This is a genomic window from uncultured Senegalimassilia sp. (assembly GCF_934630535.1).
Classification (GTDB): domain Bacteria; phylum Actinomycetota; class Coriobacteriia; order Coriobacteriales; family Eggerthellaceae; genus Senegalimassilia.
On sequence record NZ_CAKTVU010000013.1, the window covers coordinates 21,475 to 39,086 of the forward strand.

The following is a 17,612-nucleotide window of genomic DNA, read 5'->3' on the forward strand; positions in this document are numbered from 1 at the left end:
CCGAAGCGTGCATGACGATGACCAGCGGTGCTGCCTGCTCGTTTCGCGAATCGGTTTCGGCGGGGGTAGCGATGATGATTGCCTTCCCTTCAAGATAGCGAAAAAGCCGGCGAGCCGGCTTTCACTAATAAGAAGGGCCGGTACTCGACCGGCCCTAGCGTTCGAATGGTGCCCCCAACGAGAATCGAACTCGTGTCTCAGCCTTGAAAGGGCCGCGTCCTGACCTCTAGACTATGGGGACGGTTTGCGCTTCCGTCTCGAAAAGCAGCCCGTTTAGTATGCCAAAAAGCAATTCGTTTCGCAAGCCCCCATTGGGCGGTTGTGCATATTTCTTACACAACCTGATTCCGTTTCAACATACCGGATGGGCTCGTTTCGCAAAAACCCCCGTAGACTGATGGTTGTCGACAAGGGCGTGAAACGATCGGGTGCATTGGCCTGCGCTGATGGGGACGCCCTTGCCGACGGAACAGGAGGCGGGGAGCCCGCTGCGGTGCGTTAGCGTCCGTAGCGCTCGTAGGCCTCCGTGACCTCGATCTCGTACTGCTTACGGTTGCCCTTGACCACCGTGTCCAGGATAAGCCCGCACGCGAAGCACAGCAGGCCGACGAACACCAGGCCCACCGCCAGAAGCGCCGTGGGAAGCTTCGGCACCAGGCCCGTGGCGGCGAACTGCGCGATGACCGGCACGCCGGCGACAAGACCCAGCACCACGAACAAAAGCGCCACCCAGGAGAACAGCGCCAGCGGCTTGTAGTCCTTGAACAGCGACATGATCATCATGAGCACCTTGAAGCCGTCGGAGAAGGTGGACAGCTTCGACTCCGAGCCCTCGGGGCGGTCGCGGTAGTCGATGGGCACCTCGGCGATGCGCCAGCGCTTGTCGACGGCGTGGATCGAAAGCTCGGTCTCGATCTCGAAGCCCGGCGAGAGCACGGGCATGGTCTTGGCGAACACCTTGTTGTAGGCGCGGTAGCCCGTCATGACGTCGGAGAACTCGAAGCCGTAGATGGCCTTGATCAAAAAGCGCACCAGGTCGTTGCCGAAGCCGTGGAAGGCGCGGTCGTTCTCCTCGCCGTAGGTGCCGTTGGACAGGCGGTCGCCCACCACCATGTCGGCCTCGTCGGCGAGAAGCGGCGCGAGCAGGGCCGGGGCGGCCTCGGCGGGGTAGGTGTCGTCGCCGTCGACCATGAGGTAGGCCTCGGCGTCGATGTCGCGCATCATCTGGCGCACGACGTTGCCCTTGCCCTGGCGGCGCTCCACCTTGACGATGGCGCCGTGGGCGCGCGCGATGTCGCCCGTGCCGTCGGAGGAGTTGTTGTCGTAGACGTACACGGCCGCCTCGGGCAGCACGCGGCGGAAGTCGTCGACCACCTTGCCGATGGTGACGGCCTCGTTGTAGCAGGGTATGATGACGGCCACGCCTTTGCCCGTGAGGGCGGCCTTGTCGGTTTCAGTCACCGGGCGCTCCTTCGGATTAATTGAATGCACAAAGATATAAGCCATGCTACTCGAAACCGCGTGGTTTCGCCACGTGAATGCCTTGCTTTCCGCAGTATATGCGCGGAAGGCGTGGGATTGTTGTGCCGATAGGGCAAGGGATGCCATAATCATCAGGTTGCGCTGCGGCGGTTTTCGCGTTGTGCGCGGGCTGTCGGCCTGCCGGCGGCGCGATGTGCCGCCTGAGGTTCTTGGTCGGCAGCGCAGTATGCGCAACGTTATGTGAAGTTGAACCGAGGCGAGGCCTTTACCGAAGGCCTCGCAGGTGCGGGTCGCTCCCGCTTTCGATGGAGAGGAGCACTGCGTGAAGAAGCTTATCGCGCAGCTTATGAAGTTCGGCGTGGTCGGCGTGATCGCGTTCGTCATCGATTACGGCCTGCTGGCCCTGCTCACCGAGGCGTTCGGCGTGAACTACCTGGTCAGCGCCACCATTTCGTTCACGGTATCGGTGGTGTTCAACTACGTTGCCTCCATGCGCTACGTGTTCACCCATAAAGAAGGCATGTCCCGACGCCGCGAGTTCATCATCTTCGTGGTGTTGTCGGTCATCGGCCTGGGCATCAACAACGCATGCATGTGGGCCGGCGTCGAGCTTCTGGGCGTGCATTACCTGATCACCAAGATCTTCGCCACCGCCATCGTGATGGTGTGGAACTTCGTCACGCGCAAGATCTTCCTGGACGCCGGCGATGCGCCGCAAGAGCAAAAGGCGTGATGTGGTTACGGGGTTCCCGTGCGCGCAGTTTCGAGCGTTCGCGTTTGAAACGAGAACGGCCCAGGTAGATAACCTGGGCCGTTGCCTATGAAGTGGTGCCCTAGGCAGGGTTCGAACCTGTGGCCTTCTGCTCCGGAGGCAGACGCTCTATCCAACTGAGCTACTAGGGCGTATCTACCTATTATACGCTACTATCGCCCGAATGGGCATGAAAAAGAAACGAGTGTGAACATGACCGAAACCATCACCATCGAGCGCATGGGCTACGGCGCCGAAGCGGTCGGGCACCTGTCCGACGGCAAGACCGTGTTCGTGGAAGGCGGCGCCCCGGGCGATGTCGCAAGCGTGGAAGTGGTGGAGGACAAGCCCACGTTCGCGCGCGCCCGCATCGCCAAGCTCGAGCAACCCGGCGCTTGCCGTGTGATGCCGAAGTGGGCCGAGCCCGCGGCAAGCGGCGCGGCACCGTGGCAGCATATCGCCTATGATGCGCAGCTTGAGGCCAAGCGCGCCAACGTGGTGGCCGCGCTCGCCCGCACGGGCGGCTTCGGCGATGCGGCCGCCGAGCTGGTGGCGCCGTGCTTGCCCTCCAAGCGCCAGTGGGGGTACCGCAACAAGCTTGAACTGGGCGCGCAATGGGACGCGAAGGGCACGTTCAACCTGGGCTTTCATCAGGAGGGCAGCCCCGATGTGATGCAGGCGCTGTCCTGCCCGCTGGCCCATGACGCTATCGCCAAGGCCCCCAAGGCGCTGCGCGGCGCGCTTCGCTATCTGCAGGGTTCCGATGACCTGGGCATCTTCCGTGTAGGCGTGCGCACGAGCGTGCGCACCCGCGAGACCGAGATCGCGCTGTGGACGCGCCCGTCGGGCTTCCCGCGCGCCGCGGCTGCCAAGATGCTCAAAAGCTCGCTTAAGGCCACCAGCGTGGTGCGCGTCATCGCCGACCCGGGCAAGGCGCGCAAGATCAAGGGCCTTGAGGTGCTCGACGGCAAGGGCTGCTGGCAAGAGCAGCTGCTCGGGGCGCGCTACGTGGCGCATGCGCCGTCTTTTTTCCAGGTGAACACCGCGCAGGCTGAAAAGCTCATGGAGCAGGCCATCCGCATGCTCGGCGGCAGCGTGGGGGAGGGCGGCCCCGAGGGGCTCGACGGGCTGCTCCTCGCCGACCTGTACGCGGGCTGCGGCACGTTCGGCGTGGCCATGGCGCGCGCCGGCGCCGATGTGATCGCCGTGGAGTCCGCCGCGTCATCGGTGCGCGACCTGCGACGCAACGCCGACGAGAACTACGTCGACATCGACGTGATCGGCGGGGACGCGGCCCGCGAGCTGCCCGAGCTGGGCGGGCTTGACGCGCTGGTGGTCGACCCGCCGCGCGCCGGCCTTGCCGACGGCGTGCCCGCCGACATCGCCGCCGCCCGCCCGGGGCGCGTGGTCTACGTCAGCTGCAACCCCGCCACCTGGGCGCGCGACGTGCGCCGCTTCGAGGATGTGGGCTATCGCCTCGAGCGCGTGCAGCCGGTGGACCTGTTCCCGCAAACCTACCACGTGGAGCTGGTCAGCTGCTTCATGCGCGGATAGGCGCCGGCGCGTTCGCTCCTGGCCTGTCGGGGAAGCGTGCCAAGCGTCGTCGCGCCGCTTGCCGGCGCTCCGGTCCCGTTTGTGCGTTCTACGGTTTTTCCCCGCAGGCGTTTTCAGGTTTCGCCGCGCCCGGTCCCAAGCTGCTAAACTACGCATCACGAGATTCGTTTAAAGCAACGCCCGCCATCTGCGCGGGCGTTTTCGCGAAGGCTTCCGGCAAACGTCGGGGCCGGCTTGAGAAAAGGAGAAGTCCCATGGCTTTGTACACTCCCGCGTACCAGCCCACCGGCGAGGAAGTCGCCGTCATCAAAACCTCCAAGGGCAACATCCGCGTGCAGCTGGCGGGCAAGGACGCCCCCATCCACGTCGGCAACTTCGTCGAGCTTGCCGCCAAGGGCTTCTACGACAACCTGAAGTTCCATCGCTACGTGCCGGGCTTCGTCATCCAGGGCGGCTGCCCCAACACGCGCGACCTTGATACCGACCAGGTCATCGCCGCTGCCGGCAACCCCTTCGCCGGCCTTGGCACCGGCGGCCCGGGCTACTGCATCAAGGAGGAGTACTCCACCAACCCCAACAACCATCACGCCGACGGCGCGCTGGCCATGGCCCGCAGCCAGAACCCCGATTCCGCGGGTTCGCAGTTCTACCTGTGCCTGGGCGCCCAGCCCATGCTGGACAGCGGCTACACCGTGTTCGGCCAGACCATCGAGGGCATGGACGTCATCGCCCAGCTTCGCGTCGGCGATGTGATCGAGGGCATCGAGATCGAGAACGCCGCCGAATAACCTGCCTCGCGCAGCATTCCCAAGCGTACAAGATAACGAAGGATCCAGATGAACAATCAGTTATTCCAGCAAGCCCGCGCAGCTTATGCGCAGAAGGACTTCCAAGGCGCCTTGGAGGCTTACCAGCAGTGCTTGCAGGACGAGGCCAGCCCCCTTGCCCCCGGCGAGACGGGCAAGCTGTACCATCAAATGGGCAACTGCCTGGTGAAGCTCAAGCAGCCCAACGAGGCCATCCAGGCCTACGGCCAGGCCGTTGCCGACGAGGCCTACGATGCTCGCGGCGGCGTGCATTACAACCTGGGCATGGCCTATGCCGCCCTGCACGACTATGAGGATGCCGTGGCCAACTTCGAGGCTGCCGCATCCGACGCGAAGTACGATTCCGCTTACAAGGCCTACACGGGTATGGGCAACGCGCTTCTGAAGATGGGCAAGTCCGCCGAGGCGGGCGTGGCGTTCCGCAACGCCGCCCTTGACGAGGCCAACCCCGATCCCACCAAGGCCTTGCTGAACCTGGGCGTGTGCTTCATGGCGCTCAACCGCGCCGCCGATGCGGTGTCGTCCTACGAAAGCGCCCTGCAGTTCGACATGCAGCCCGAGATGCGCAACCGCCTGTACGCCAACCTCGGCCAGGCTTATGTCGCAACCGGCCAGATGCAGAAGGCCGTCAACGCCTTCGAGGAGTCCATCGCCGACAAGACGTACTTCCTGTCCGATTCCGCAAGCGTCGATTACCAGCGCGCGGTGGCGGCCGTTGCCCAGGGCACGTCCGAGATCACGCAGGTTATGGCCCCGGTTTCGGTTCCCGGCAGCGCAGCGCCCTCCGATTCCGCGGACCTCTCCGGCATCGATGTGGCTGCCGACGGTTCGGGCATGTACGCCGAGCAGAACCCCTACGCCGCCCAGCAAGCCGACCCGTACTACTACGGCGATCCCTATGCCGCCGATGCCGGCCAGTACGGCGCGGCAGCGGGCGACGACCGCTTCTTCAGCGCCTCCGACGAGGAGCTCGAGCAGTGGTCCAAGGGCGTTGCCAAGCGCGATCGCAAGCGCCGCAACGTCGGCCTGAAGATCTTCGTCGTCATCATCCTGCTTGTGGTGGTGGCCTTCGGTGGCGCTCTGCTCTTGTACACGCAGGGTTGGGGCTATCCCAGCCAGGACAGCGTGGCAACGCAGTTGTTCGCTGATCCCGATAACGCCTCTGCGCTGTATTCCGCCGAGGTCAGCGACACGTCGGCCGCTTCCATGACCAACTCGCTGGTGAAGGATTCCGCTCCCACCATCAATGCTGTGGAGAAGTCCATGACCGATTCCACCGTGTACGCGACCGCTGAAACCGACGGCGGCGGGCAGATGCAGTACAAGGTATCCATGGTTCGCGACCTCATCGGTTGGAAGGTCAGCAACGTGGAGCTGTACTTCCCCAGCCAGAACTAACGGCTTGACGAGCTGCGGACTTCGCGTTCGGACCTGTCGCCAAACGGCTTGATGCGCATATCGGGCATCGAAGCCGCAACCAAGGTAACCTGCGCCCGTGGAAACGGGCGCTTGGGATAAGAGATAAGAAGAAAGGTACCAATCATGGCTATCCAGAAGACCTACAGCATGATCAAGCCCGACGGTGTGCGCAACGGCCACATCGGCGAGATCGTCAACCGCTTCGAGCGCGCCGGCCTGACCGTCGAGCGCATGGAGCTGGGCATGGTGACGCTTGACCAGGCCAAGGCCAACTACGCCGAGCACGAGGGCAAGCCGTTCTACGACGGCCTCATCTCCTACATCACCTCCGGCCCGGTCGTGAAGATGGTCATCTCCGGTGAGGGCGCCGTCGCCAAGGTGCGCACCCTCATGGGCGCCACTAATCCGGCTGAAGCTGCCCCCGGCACGATTCGCGGCGATTTCGGCCTGATTATGGACGAGAATGTTATTCACGGCTCCGACTCCCCGGAGTCCGCTGAGCGCGAGATCGGCATCTTCTTCGCATAAGCCGACCGGCATCCTGCACGTTTGGAAGCCCCCTGCCCGCTCAAGCGGGCAGGGGGCTTTTTCTTTGGGCGGGATGTTGGGATACTGTTCGCGCGTGTTGCCGTCGGTACGCTGCCCTAAGGGGGTGGCCGTGCCGCCTGCAAGCGCCCTGCGGTTCGCCGTGCAGGTGCTTGCGATATCGGAGCCCGCAATGCCGTAAGACGAGAAACGGATGAAACATGCTCTATCGAGTTTTCGATGCCGCGGAGCTACCCGCATTGGTGTCGGCATTCATGGACGGCTACGAGGTCGTGGCCCCCGTGAAGCGCGGTGCGCACTATTCGTTCGAGGCCATCAGCTCGCCTGACGAGATGGACCTGGCCTACGACACCACGCTCGCATCGCCGAAGCGCTACTTCCTTCCTCCCACCGAAACGCTCATGCGTTACAACGCCGTCACCAACGAGGTGGCCGATTTCCAGGAGGAAGTGGTTCCGCGCGTGATCTTCGGCGCCCATGCGTGCGATATCAACGCCATCAACCGTCTGGACCTGGTGTTTAGCGACGGGCGTTATCCCGATCCCTACTACAAGGCCCGCCGCGCCGCCACGTTGATCGTGGGCGTGTCGTGCAGCCCCGACTCCGATTGCTTCTGCAATCTGTGGGATGCCGACGAGGCGCGTTTCGGCTACGATTTGTTCCTTCATCGCCTAGGCGACAAGTTCCTGGTCAGCATCTCCAGCGTCGAGGCCGCCAATATCCTCGAGTCCGCGGTCGACCTGCGCGACGCCACCAACGAGGACCGCATCGAATTCCGTCACGCCACGCGTGCACGCCAGGCTGCGTTCAATCCCGAGATTCCCGAGATCCAGGACGTGGCCATGCTCATGGACGCGTTCCACTCCGATCCGTTTTGGGAGGAGCTGGGCAGCAAGTGCCTGGCCTGCAACGCCTGCGCCGCCGTGTGCCCGACGTGCTTCTGCTTCGATATCCAGGACGTGCTCGACCCCGACGGTCAAACCGGCGAGCGTCAGCGCATTTGGGACGCCTGCACCTCGCCGCAGTTCGCCGTGGTGGCCGGCGGCCACAACTTCCGCCCTACGGGCCGCGAGCGCGTGCGCCATCGCATGTATCACAAGCTCAACGGCTTTCTGGCAACTTACGACCGCATGCTGTGCGTGGGCTGCGGACGCTGCGTGAAGGCGTGCAAGGCTGACATCAACCCCATTCGCGTGCTGGAGTTCTTCGAGAAGAAGGGGGCCGAAGGTGCCTGCTAACACCGATTTCAACCCCGTGGTCGTATCGCCGTACCACGATGAGCCGGCTGCCATGACGGGGCAGGAGCTTATGGCAGCCAACCCGTATCGCCCGTGGCCGGCGCGCATCACGTCCATCACCGAGCTGACGGCAACCGAGAAGCTGTTCGAGTTCCGCCTGATCGATGAGCGCATCCGCGAGGCGTTCCGCCATGAGCCGGGCCAGTTCGTCGAGCTGACCATCTTCGGCGTGGGCGAGGCTCCCATTTCCATTTCGTCGAGCCCCTCGAAGCGCGGCTTCATCGAACTGTGCGTGCGCCGTGCCGGCCGCTTCACCGAGGCGCTGCACAAGATGCAGTGCGGCGACATCGTGGGCATCCGAGGGCCCTTCGGCCGCGGCTTCCCGTTCGAGGAGATGAAGGGTCACGACATCCTGCTGGTTGCCGGCGGCCTGGGCATCGCGCCGCTTCGCAGTCTCATCAACAACATCCACGACGAGCGCAGCGACTTCGGCAAGGTCACCATCATCTACGGTTCGAAGAACCCCTCCGAGGTCATGTTCCGCAACCAGTTCGAGATGTGGCGCCACCGCAAGGACTTCGACCTGTACCTGACCGTCGATAACCCCGATGACACGTGGGATGGCGAAGTCGGCCTGGTCACCAAGCCTTTCGAGCATCTGGAGATCAGCCCGGCGAACACCTTCGGCGCGGTGTGCGGCCCGCCGGTGATGTACCGCTTTGTGGTCGCCGAGATGCGCAAGAAGGGCATCAGCTACGACCATATCTACATGAGCTTCGAGCGCCACATGAAGTGCGGCATGGGCAAGTGCGGCCACTGCCAGATCGGGCATCAGTACTGCTGCATCGACGGGCCCGTGTTCAACTATTGGGAAGCGAAGAACATCCAGGGGTCGATGTAGATGGGAGGCACGAACATGGGATGCGGAAACGACGAGCGCCAGACGCGCGACCTTCCGCGCGTTGTGGTGGTCGGGCTTGCCAGCTGCTTCGGCTGCCAGCTGCAGATCACCAACGCCGAGGAATACCTGACCGACGTGCTTGGCCAGATCGACCTGCGTTATTGGCAGCTGGCCTCAAGCGAGCCCATGCCGGAGGAGTTCGACGTGGCCGTCATCGAGGGTGCCGTGACCACCGAGGAATCCGAGGCCACGGTGCGCAAGCTGCGCGAGCGCGCCAAGTGCGTCATCGCTCTGGGCGCCTGCGCCGCAACGGCGGGCATCCCCGGCATCGCCGCGCGCAACTTCTTCAAGCGCCCCAGCCAGGTGTATCAGGATGTGCCCGCAGCCTGCGGTTCCATGGTGGTGCCGCGCCCGGTCGGCGCGGTCATCGACGTCGACTACACGGTGCGCTGCTGCCCGATCGACACCATGGACTTCATCGACGTGCTGCAGCGTGCGCTGTACGGGTCGAACAAGTTCGACCGCACGGGAACCATGTGCGGCCAGTGCAAGCGCAACGGCACCGATTGCTTCTTCGACCAGGGCCAGCTGTGCCTGGGCCTGGTGACGGTGGCCGGCTGCGGCGCGAAGTGCGTGAACTTTGGGCGGGCGTGCAATGGCTGCCGCGGGCTTTCCCCCGACGCCAACCTTGACGCTGCGCGCGCCGCGTGCGAGCGCGCCGGCGTGGACCCGGACGATTTCGACGAGGCGCTGGCGCTGTTCAACCAGGTTGAACGCGTGCAGTCGGCGCGCGAATAGGAGACGAATCGATATGACGAGGACCGCCATTTCGGTAGACCATATCGCCCGCGTTGAGGGCCATGGCAACGTGCATCTGTCCATCAAGGACGGTGCGGTGGAAACGTGCGAGATGAACGTGGTGGAGCCAGCGCGCCTGTTCGAGTCCATGGTGGTGAGCCGCAAGTTCGCCGACGTGCCGTATATCGCCAGCCGCGTGTGCGGCATCTGCTCGGCAAGCCACGTAATCACCGACATCCTGGCCATCGAGCGCATCTTCGGCGTGGAGGTCACCGACCGCACTCGCGCGCTGCGCGAGCTGTTGGTGTACGGCAGCTACCTGCAAAACCATGCGTCGCACCTGTTCGTGTTCGCCGCGCCCGACTTTCTGGACATGGCAAGCGTGTTCCCGCTGGCCAAGGCAAACCCCGAGCTGTTCGACCAGGCGCTGGGGCTGAAGTCGTTGGGCAACCAGCTGTGCAACCTGGTGGGCGGGCGCTCCATCCACCCGATCACCGCTGTGGTGGGCGGTTTCACCCACGAGCCTACGCGCGACGAATACCTGGCCATGGCCGACAAGCTGGACGCCGAGCGCGAGTTCGCCCGCGCGGTGGTGGACCTGTTCAACGGCTTCGCCGTTCCCGATATCGCCACCCAGGGCGACATGATGGCCATGGTGGCCGAAGGCCGCTACCCGGTGGCCGACAGCCGCTGGGCGCGCTTCTTGGACGCGGGCGTCACGTTCGACGTCGATAGGGCTTGCGAGCAGGTTGAGGAGTACGAGGTGTCGCACTCCGCGGCGCTTTTCGCCCGCTGCAGGCAGACGGGCAAGACCTACTTCACCGGCGCGCTGGCGCGTATCAACGCATCGTGGGGCGCGCTTTCGCAGGAAGCGAAGGTTGCAGCTGCCAAGGCCGGCCTGCGCCCGCCCGAGCGCAATCCGTTCTTGAACAACGTCGCCCAGGCGGTGGAGGTGCTCGACTCGCTGGGACGCTGCGCCGACCTGTGTCGCAAGCTCGCCGAGCCCGATGGCGCGTTCGAGGGCGGCAGCGCCCCGGTGCCGTTCGAGGTGCGCGCGGGCGTGGGCACGGGATTCACCGAGGCGCCGCGAGGCACGGTGTTCCATCAGCTCGAGCTCGATGACGCCGGTCGCGTGGTGCATGCCACCATCATGACCCCCACGGCGCAAAACTGCGCGAACCTGGAGGCCGATATGCGCGTGCTGGCTGAGAAGCTCATCGCCGACGGCGCGGAGGCGCCGGAGGTGCGCGCCGAGGTCGAGAAGCTCGTGCGAGCCTACGACCCCTGCTTCAGCTGCAGCGTGCACTAGGGAGTCGAATAGCAGAAACGAAGGCGGCCCGCGGAATGCGGGCCGCTTTTTCGCGCATAGGTAAGAAGGCGTTTTGCGAGAAAGCGTTCAGCATGCGTTCCCCTTTCAGGGGCTGATCGCGTTGATCGATCGCGGCGTTGGTGCGCATGGTAGCCCGAAAACAAGAACGTTGAAGGCTAATAAAGGTGCTCGATATACAATGGTCGCAGGTAGCATGCCTTGGCGTGGAAGGATTCAGCATGGCGAACAAGCCCAACCAAAAGCTTCGGATGTTGTACGTGCTCAAGCTGTTCTTCGAGGAAACGGATACGGAGAACGGTCTGACGACGCAGCAGATCATCGATGAGCTTGCGAATCTGGGTTTGGAAGCCGAGCGTAAAACCATCCATCGCGACATTCGCGCGCTAAAGGATTTCGGGCTGACGATCGAGCAGCGAGGCGGGCGGGAATGGTACCTGGCAAACCGTCCGTTTCAAATCCAGGAGCTCATTATGCTGGTGGACGCGGTGCAAAGCACGCCGTTTCTGACAGAGGGTACAACTGATAGGCTCATCAAAAAGATCCAGGGCCTTGCAAGCGAAAGCCAGCGCGACCTGCTGCATCGCCGTATCGAGGTCCCCGGTCGCGTGAAGATGCATAACGCGGCGGCGTTGGAAAACGCCGACATCATCCAGCAGGCCATGCGCATGAAGCGCAAGGTGTCGTTCAAGTATTTTCACTACAACGCCGCGAAGGAAAAGGTTCTCAACCACGCCGGCGAACCGTTTTCGGTGACGCCGGTGCGCTTGGTGTATGCCGACGAGTTCTACTACCTTATTGCCTTCATGGATCGTTGGGCGAATGTCGAAGGCCATCAGCCGTTCAGCCCGTTTCGCGTTGATCGGATGCTTGACGTACGGGTTTCCGACGAGCTTGCCACGAAGGATGCGCGCATCGCCACGTATCGCTCCGACGAGCATATCTCCCCTTCGTTCGGCGTTTTCGCAGCGGAGATGACGAATATCGTCCTGGAGTTCGACGAACGGGTAATGAACCCCGTTATCGATAAATTCGGCTTGGATGCGCTTGTGTTCAAGCAAGAGGGTGTGATGATGCGGGCGCATGTGAAGGCACCGCTGTCGCCGCAGTTTTTCGGCTGGCTGCTGCAGTTGACGCCTTGGGCGAAGATCGTTTCGCCTACGAACGCGCAGCAAAAGTATACGGAATGGCTGAAGGACACGCTGGATATGTATGCGGAGGATCAACGATGATCGATTGCGCGCATTTGCAGGAGGAAATGGACCGCCTGAACCTCGAGCAACTTCAGGCCGTCGAGCACCTTGATGGACCGCTTTTGGTTATCGCCGGTCCGGGAACAGGGAAAACGCAGCTGCTAAGCCTGCGCGCCGCCAACATATTGGCGAAGCGCGATGTTTCGCCAAGCAATATCTTGTGCTTGACGTATACCGAAGCCGGCGCCGAAGCCATGCGCAAGCGCCTTATCGAGTTGGTGGGGCGTGATGCGTATGGCATTCAGGTATGCACGTTCCACGGGTTCGCGAATGCTGCGCGCGCGTTGTATCCGGATGCGTTTTCGCGAGCGGCTTCCGACAAGCTGGTCACGGAATTGCATCAGATGGAGATTATGGACGGGCTGCTTCAGCGGCGTTCGTTTCGTCAGCCGCTTTCCGGCATTTACCAGGGAATGGCCAGGTATACGCATGAAATGCTCGCATTCGTGTCGAAGGTGAAACGCAGCGGCGTGTCGTATGAGCAGCTGGCTGCGATTGCACAGCAGAACCTGCAAGCCGCCGATTGGCTTGAGCAGCACTCCCTGCTGTGCGATTTGGCTGCGCAACGGGCAAGCGTTGCGGTTGCGGAGCGATTCGAAGAAGAGGTGTTTCGCGCTCATTCCGCGGCTCCGCGCGAGCTGAAGCATGCGATCGTCGCAACTCCTGGCGTGTATGTTTCGTTTATCGAGCAGCTCTACGATACGGTGGTGCGAACCGAGCTTGTCAACGAGGAGGGCAAAACGCCCGGTTTCCGCGAGGTGCGCGACGAGTTCTTCGCTGGCACGAACAAGGATGGTCGTTTCTTCAAGGTGCGCAAGCAAAGCGAGAAGCTGGCGGCGGCGTGCGAGGTTGCTCGGCAATACCAGGCGGTGCTCGATGAACGGGGGCTGTACGACTATGACGATATGATCTTTGATTTCGTGCATGCTGTCGAAGAAAACCCTTCCCTCCGTCAAACCTTGCAGGACCGTTACGCCTATATCCAAGTCGATGAATTCCAAGACACCAATGGCGCGCAGATGCGCATTGTCGAGCTTTTGTGCGATGGTTTGGAGCAGCCAAACGTTATGGCCGTTGGCGATGACGATCAGGCCATCATGCGTTTTCAGGGTGCAACTATCGAGTGCATCAACCAGTTCGCTGATCGCTACGAGCCTTGCAACGTTGTTTTGCGTACGAACTATCGATCCACGCCGGCTATCGTCGATTTGGGACAAAAGGTTGCTTGCCAGGTTGAACGACGTTTGGGCGCTAGCGAAGGCAAGCAAATCGTTGCGAATCGGGCGCAAGGCGATCAGGTGATGTTTTCCGAAATGGTCTATGAGACACAAGCGGAAGAGTATCGGGCGATCGCGCGCAGCATTCGCGAACGCATGGACTCCGGCTATGCGGAATCGTGCGGAAACGCTGACGAGGCGATTGCCGTGATCGCGCCGAAACATGCAACGCTTCGGGCGCTTATCCCGTACCTGGTTGCAGAGGACGTTCCCTTCTCGTATAAGCAGACGCAGGATGTGCTTACGGCTGAATGCATGCAGGCGGTGCTTGCCGGTATTCGATGCGTTGCGGCGTTGTCGCAGGGGCGCGAGCAGCTGTCCGATGGCTATTTGCCCCAGGTCGTGGCGGCGCCGGAGTTCGGCGGCTGCCATGAATCGTCGGTGGCATTCGCGCTATGGGCACGGCGAGAGCATCATGGGCACTGGCTGCGCGCAATGGGCGAATCGTCGAATGCGCGCATCAAGGGTTTGCATGACGACTTGATGAAGTGGGCGGCAAAGGCCCCGTGTGCGCCGGTTCGCGAGCTTCTGTTCGAAATCGTGGCAAAGCCCTTGGCGTATTATCGTCGTCTGAACGAGGTAGATCCGCTAGCGTCCGCGGAGTTCAACGCTGGAATGCGCGCGTTGCTGCGCTTTGCCGAGGGCGAGCTGGATGTTGCGGGTCGTTGCGGGACTGCGCTTCGTCTGGCGGATGTGGTAGACCGTCTAGATGCCGCCGAGCGGTATAAGGTCGCCATCGATGCGAGCTTAAGCTTAGGAAAGCCCGGTGCTGTGCGCCTGACCAGCGCGCATAGCTCGAAGGGCCTGGAGTTTGATTGCGTGTACTTGGCGGATGCCGATGACGGCACGTGGCATAAAGGCGCAGCGGGCGGTGGGCTGTATCCGGATAACCTGCTAATCGGCGACACCAAAGATGAAGACGATGCGCGCCGCCTGCTGTTCGTTGCCCTGACCAGGGCCCGGCGTCATCTGCTGCTGTTCCGTGCTGCGGGCCAGACGCTGCAGGAGCTTGTCGGCGAGGTTTCGACTGAACATGTCCCTCCGGAGCCCGAGTGCCTGGATGCGGCAATCGAGTGCGATTGGCGCGCGAGCTATAAGCTGGATACGCCCCAGCTTGCCGCGTTGTTAAGTGCGGAAGAAGACGTTTGCTGGCTTACTGCTTCGAAGCTCAATGCTTTCGTGACATATGAGCCTGGGTGCGCTAATAGCGCAACGTTTCCCGAGCGCGAGGTCGTTCGTTTGCCCAGTATGCCTAACATCACAACCGAGTTCGGCACTGAAGTGCATGCCATGCTCGAAGATGTTTCGAACATGACCCTTGGCGCAGCCCAGCGCTCCCTTAACCAAGTTATTGCAGCTCATAGGGTAAATATCGCGAACTTGGATTTCCCTGTGGGGGAGGTTTCCCAATATCTCGAACGCTTTGATGCCATATGCGAAACGTTTGTGCCGTGGCTTGTGGGACACGTTGCCGGTTGCCGTTGCGTTGCAGAGGCTCGTTTGCACGCCGCCACGGCGGCGGGGTCGCCCATATACGGTATTCAAGACTTGCTGCTGGTTGATGATGCGGCGAGAACGGTACGCATCGTCGATTACAAAACAGGCCTAAAGCACGAGGTGCCCACGAAGTACGAGCGTCAACTGAAGTTCTACAAACTGCTGGTGGAATCGTCTGCGGAATTCGAAGGCTACACGGTGGAGGCCATGGGGGACTACTACGTTGAGCCTGATAAGAAGACGGGTGAGTTGAGCAAGCCGTTCATGGCTACGGCAACAGCCGAGGAGGTTCGTGAGCTTGAATGGCTTATCGACGCGGTGTGGGCACGCGTCCGCGCAGGCGCATGGAATACGAGCGCGTTCGAGCAAAGCCAGCTGTTCGAACGCGCGCGTGAACAGCAGGAGAGCTGCCGCAACAAGAAAGATAAAGCTGCAGTGATGCAGCGAGCTTACGAGCAATGGCTCGTGGAAACCGCGCCGGGGTTCTAAAGAACAGCTGTCCTGGGATCCGCTCCCGGGACAGCCGTTGGTTTCTTAGTCATTTGGATTGCTTGACAGGATGGTCAGGTCGTCTATCCATCGGTAACCGATGGAACTTTCTACCCAGGAACGCGTGGATTCGTGAAGGGCTTTGCTTACTAACGCGGTGTAACTGTTCAGAAGGGTGTCTATGAGGATAGGCTTGCCCGCTCTGCATTGCTTGAAGTAATAGCTGATGGCTTTAAGGGGTTGATGGGTCCCTTCGAGGGGGTTGCGGGCTAGTTCGATATCAAGGTAGTCGACCCCATCAACGTAAGCGACGAATAGCCCTCCGTTTTCGCGCTGGTCCCACATGCTGTACCCGTAGCACATCATGTCGCTGATGTCGCCGTCTTTCTCGTGCTCTGCTAGCAAACGGTCATAGGCTGCGGCTTCTTTTGCTGTTTTTTGCGGGAACTCGTCGCTCGCTTGCTTTGCGCCCCACGTTTTCATGGTGCTAAGCACAAACGGGTCGTTCGGCTCATCGACGTTGCATACGATGTCGCCGACATGAAACGGCGTGGGAAAGGCGAAAAACATGCCGTTGAACGTATTGTCCAGCGATGCATTTTCTTCATTGTCGCAAACGCAGCTTATGGCAGTTATCTGCCCGCGGTGATTGAAAAGCAGGCAGTCGGCTTGTTGCTCTTCGCTTGAGTCGACGAGCAGTTTCTCGATAATGAATCCCAAATGGTCTTCGTTGCAGGTTTCGTTTCCTTCGCATTTGGCCATCCATTCCATGGCTTTGCCGAAGCACTGCTCGTACATGATGTAGACGTGCGGGTCAACTTCAGAGCGCTCGTTTCCGTGTGTTTCCTTCCACCGGTAAACTACATCGCCGCCGTTTTTGAACTTTTGTACGCAGCGGTTTTGCAAAGCGATATATCGCCGGAGAAAATCGTGAAAGTCAGGAATGCCTTGCCCATGCCAGCAACGGCGTGCATCCATGGAGCAGTTCGGCATGGTGCTGATGATTTCCCACCACGCCGCGATTTTTTCGTCTATCGTGGCCGTATGGCAGTGCCACACCAAAAACGCCGCTTCAGGTGTGGTGAACTGATAGTTGATCGTCCCGAGGTGTTCCCGAATGTCGCGGGAATCGATGAAACGGTAGATGTCCATGACTATGCCTTTCGACGGAGATTGGCGGCTAGTTTGTTGCGCGCTGCTCGCGAGCGCCTTTCGCTATGAGCGTTATGTAGCTGTTCAGCATGTCGTCTATGGCTACCGGTTCTCCCGTTCGGCGTTCTTTGAAGTAAGCGCCCACAACCTCAAGAGGGCGATAGCGGTCGGGTAGGGGCTTGCAGGCGAATTCTAGGTCCAGGTAGTTGCCTTGACTGCCGTGGCCGTCAACAAGGATGACCCCGGCTTCTTCGCCGCTCTCTTGCATGGCGTAACCGCTCCACGACATGTCGGTTATATCGCCTTCTGCTTCAAGCAATGAGACGATATGGTCGTAAAACTCCGCGCCTCGTGGCATTTCGCTTTGCGGGAGTTCTTCACGCGCGTTTTTCGATGTCCAGGTGCACAAATCGGCGAGAACGTGCGGGCGGTCGGGGTTGTGGATATCGCGCACGATGTCGCCGGCGTGAAACGGTGTAGGAAAGGCGAACCACATGCAGGTAAACATTATGGAAAGGTCGGAGTCTTCCTCGTACGCATCAAAGCAATGGACGTCAACGATTTGGCTCTTGCGGTTGAAGCGAACGCTGTCCGCCCAGCTGCGTTTTTGATCAGTGTCAATAAGATTTTTCGAAATGATAAATCCAGTACAACCATCGTCGTCGGCTGCCCAATCTTTTGCTGCATCAAGGCAGCGACAATAGCTGGCGTAAACGGTCGAGCTGACGTTTTCTTTCCGACATCCAAATAGGGCCCTCCACGAGTAAACTCCGCCTGTTGCATCCCTAAACTGCTTCAGATAACGCATTTGCAAGTTGATATACCGTCGAAGGAACTCGTGAAAATCGGGAATATCAAGCCCGAGCCGGCGTGGGCCTATGGAGCAGTTCGGCATGGTGTCGATGATTTCCCGCCATGCGGTGATCTTCTCGTCAAGCGTGGCAGCATGGCAGTGCCACACCAAAAACGCCGCTTCAGGTGTGGTGAACCGGTAACCGAGCTTCCTAAGGTGCTCTCGGATGTCGCGGGAATCGATGAAACGGTAGATGTCCATGACGTCAGCCCTCTTTGTTCCGGATTGGTGCAGTTCGCTGGTCTGAT

General features: G+C 61.1%; 14 protein-coding genes and 2 tRNA genes. 11 read left to right on the top strand and 5 right to left on the bottom strand.

The annotated features are described in order from the left end of the window. Positions 1–166 precede the first annotated feature (166 nt). Positions 167–241 (bottom strand) — tRNA-Glu (locus Q0D52_RS07400). A 257-nt stretch (positions 242–498) separates the two neighbouring features. Further along, complete coding sequence (locus Q0D52_RS07405; RefSeq protein WP_294381463.1) at positions 499–1,461, bottom strand: glycosyltransferase; 963 nt, start codon at positions 1,459–1,461, stop codon at positions 499–501. A 343-nt stretch (positions 1,462–1,804) separates the two neighbouring features. Here Q0D52_RS07405 and Q0D52_RS07410 point away from each other — a divergent pair, with 343 nt between their 5' ends. Further along, positions 1,805–2,215 (top strand): GtrA family protein, encoded by a 411-nt coding sequence (locus Q0D52_RS07410; RefSeq protein WP_294362233.1) that lies wholly within the window; start codon positions 1,805–1,807, stop codon positions 2,213–2,215. A gap of 93 nt (positions 2,216–2,308) precedes the next feature. Here the strand turns inward: Q0D52_RS07410 and Q0D52_RS07415 are convergent. Beyond that, positions 2,309–2,385: transfer RNA gene (locus Q0D52_RS07415), tRNA-Arg, on the bottom strand. A 61-nt stretch (positions 2,386–2,446) separates the two neighbouring features. Between Q0D52_RS07415 and rlmD the strand changes: the two genes are divergently transcribed. From rlmD to Q0D52_RS07465, 10 genes are all read left to right on the top strand, one after another. Then, the gene (rlmD, locus tag Q0D52_RS07420; RefSeq protein ID WP_294381466.1) at positions 2,447–3,787 is read left to right on the top strand and encodes a 23S rRNA (uracil(1939)-C(5))-methyltransferase RlmD; all 1,341 of its coding nucleotides are present in this window, start codon (positions 2,447–2,449) and stop codon (positions 3,785–3,787) included. A gap of 254 nt (positions 3,788–4,041) precedes the next feature. Then, entirely contained in the window at positions 4,042–4,575 is a 534-nt protein-coding gene (locus Q0D52_RS07425; protein WP_294362230.1) for a peptidylprolyl isomerase, read from the top strand. A gap of 48 nt (positions 4,576–4,623) precedes the next feature. Further along, entirely contained in the window at positions 4,624–6,012 is a 1,389-nt protein-coding gene (locus Q0D52_RS07430; protein ID WP_294381471.1) for a tetratricopeptide repeat protein, read from the top strand. 144 nt (positions 6,013–6,156) lie between these two features. Further along, entirely contained in the window at positions 6,157–6,561 is a 405-nt protein-coding gene (gene ndk, locus Q0D52_RS07435) for a nucleoside-diphosphate kinase (RefSeq protein WP_042434618.1), read from the top strand. 218 nt (positions 6,562–6,779) lie between these two features. Further along, positions 6,780–7,817 carry a 4Fe-4S dicluster domain-containing protein gene (locus tag Q0D52_RS07440; protein WP_294362225.1) on the top strand — a complete coding sequence of 346 codons (1,038 nt, stop codon included), beginning with the start codon at positions 6,780–6,782 and terminating at the stop codon, positions 7,815–7,817. Next, positions 7,807–8,718, top strand: coding sequence for an FAD/NAD(P)-binding protein (locus tag Q0D52_RS07445; RefSeq protein ID WP_042434614.1), 912 nt, complete (start codon positions 7,807–7,809; stop codon positions 8,716–8,718). Before Q0D52_RS07440 ends, Q0D52_RS07445 begins: the two co-directional genes overlap by 11 nt. Positions 8,719–8,733: 15 nt before the next feature. Continuing rightward, positions 8,734–9,516 (top strand): NADH:ubiquinone oxidoreductase, encoded by a 783-nt coding sequence (locus tag Q0D52_RS07450; protein ID WP_294381474.1) that lies wholly within the window; start codon positions 8,734–8,736, stop codon positions 9,514–9,516. Positions 9,517–9,529: 13 nt separating this feature from the next. Continuing rightward, on the top strand, positions 9,530–10,825 hold the full coding sequence (locus Q0D52_RS07455; protein ID WP_294381477.1) for a Ni/Fe hydrogenase subunit alpha: 1,296 nt from the start codon (positions 9,530–9,532) through the stop codon (positions 10,823–10,825). Positions 10,826–11,064: 239 nt separating this feature from the next. Further along, the gene (locus Q0D52_RS07460) at positions 11,065–12,075 is read left to right on the top strand and encodes a YafY family protein (RefSeq protein ID WP_294381480.1); all 1,011 of its coding nucleotides are present in this window, start codon (positions 11,065–11,067) and stop codon (positions 12,073–12,075) included. Next, positions 12,072–15,359 (top strand): ATP-dependent DNA helicase, encoded by a 3,288-nt coding sequence (locus Q0D52_RS07465; RefSeq protein ID WP_294381482.1) that lies wholly within the window; start codon positions 12,072–12,074, stop codon positions 15,357–15,359. The genes Q0D52_RS07460 and Q0D52_RS07465 overlap by 4 nt, the downstream gene beginning before the upstream one ends. 45 nt (positions 15,360–15,404) lie before the next feature. Here the strand turns inward: Q0D52_RS07465 and Q0D52_RS07470 are convergent, their stop codons facing one another. Beyond that, complete coding sequence (locus tag Q0D52_RS07470) at positions 15,405–16,511, bottom strand: hypothetical protein (RefSeq protein ID WP_294381484.1); 1,107 nt, start codon at positions 16,509–16,511, stop codon at positions 15,405–15,407. A 28-nt stretch (positions 16,512–16,539) separates the two neighbouring features. Further along, the gene (locus Q0D52_RS07475; RefSeq protein WP_294381487.1) at positions 16,540–17,565 is read right to left on the bottom strand and encodes a hypothetical protein; all 1,026 of its coding nucleotides are present in this window, start codon (positions 17,563–17,565) and stop codon (positions 16,540–16,542) included. Positions 17,566–17,612 lie beyond the last annotated feature (47 nt).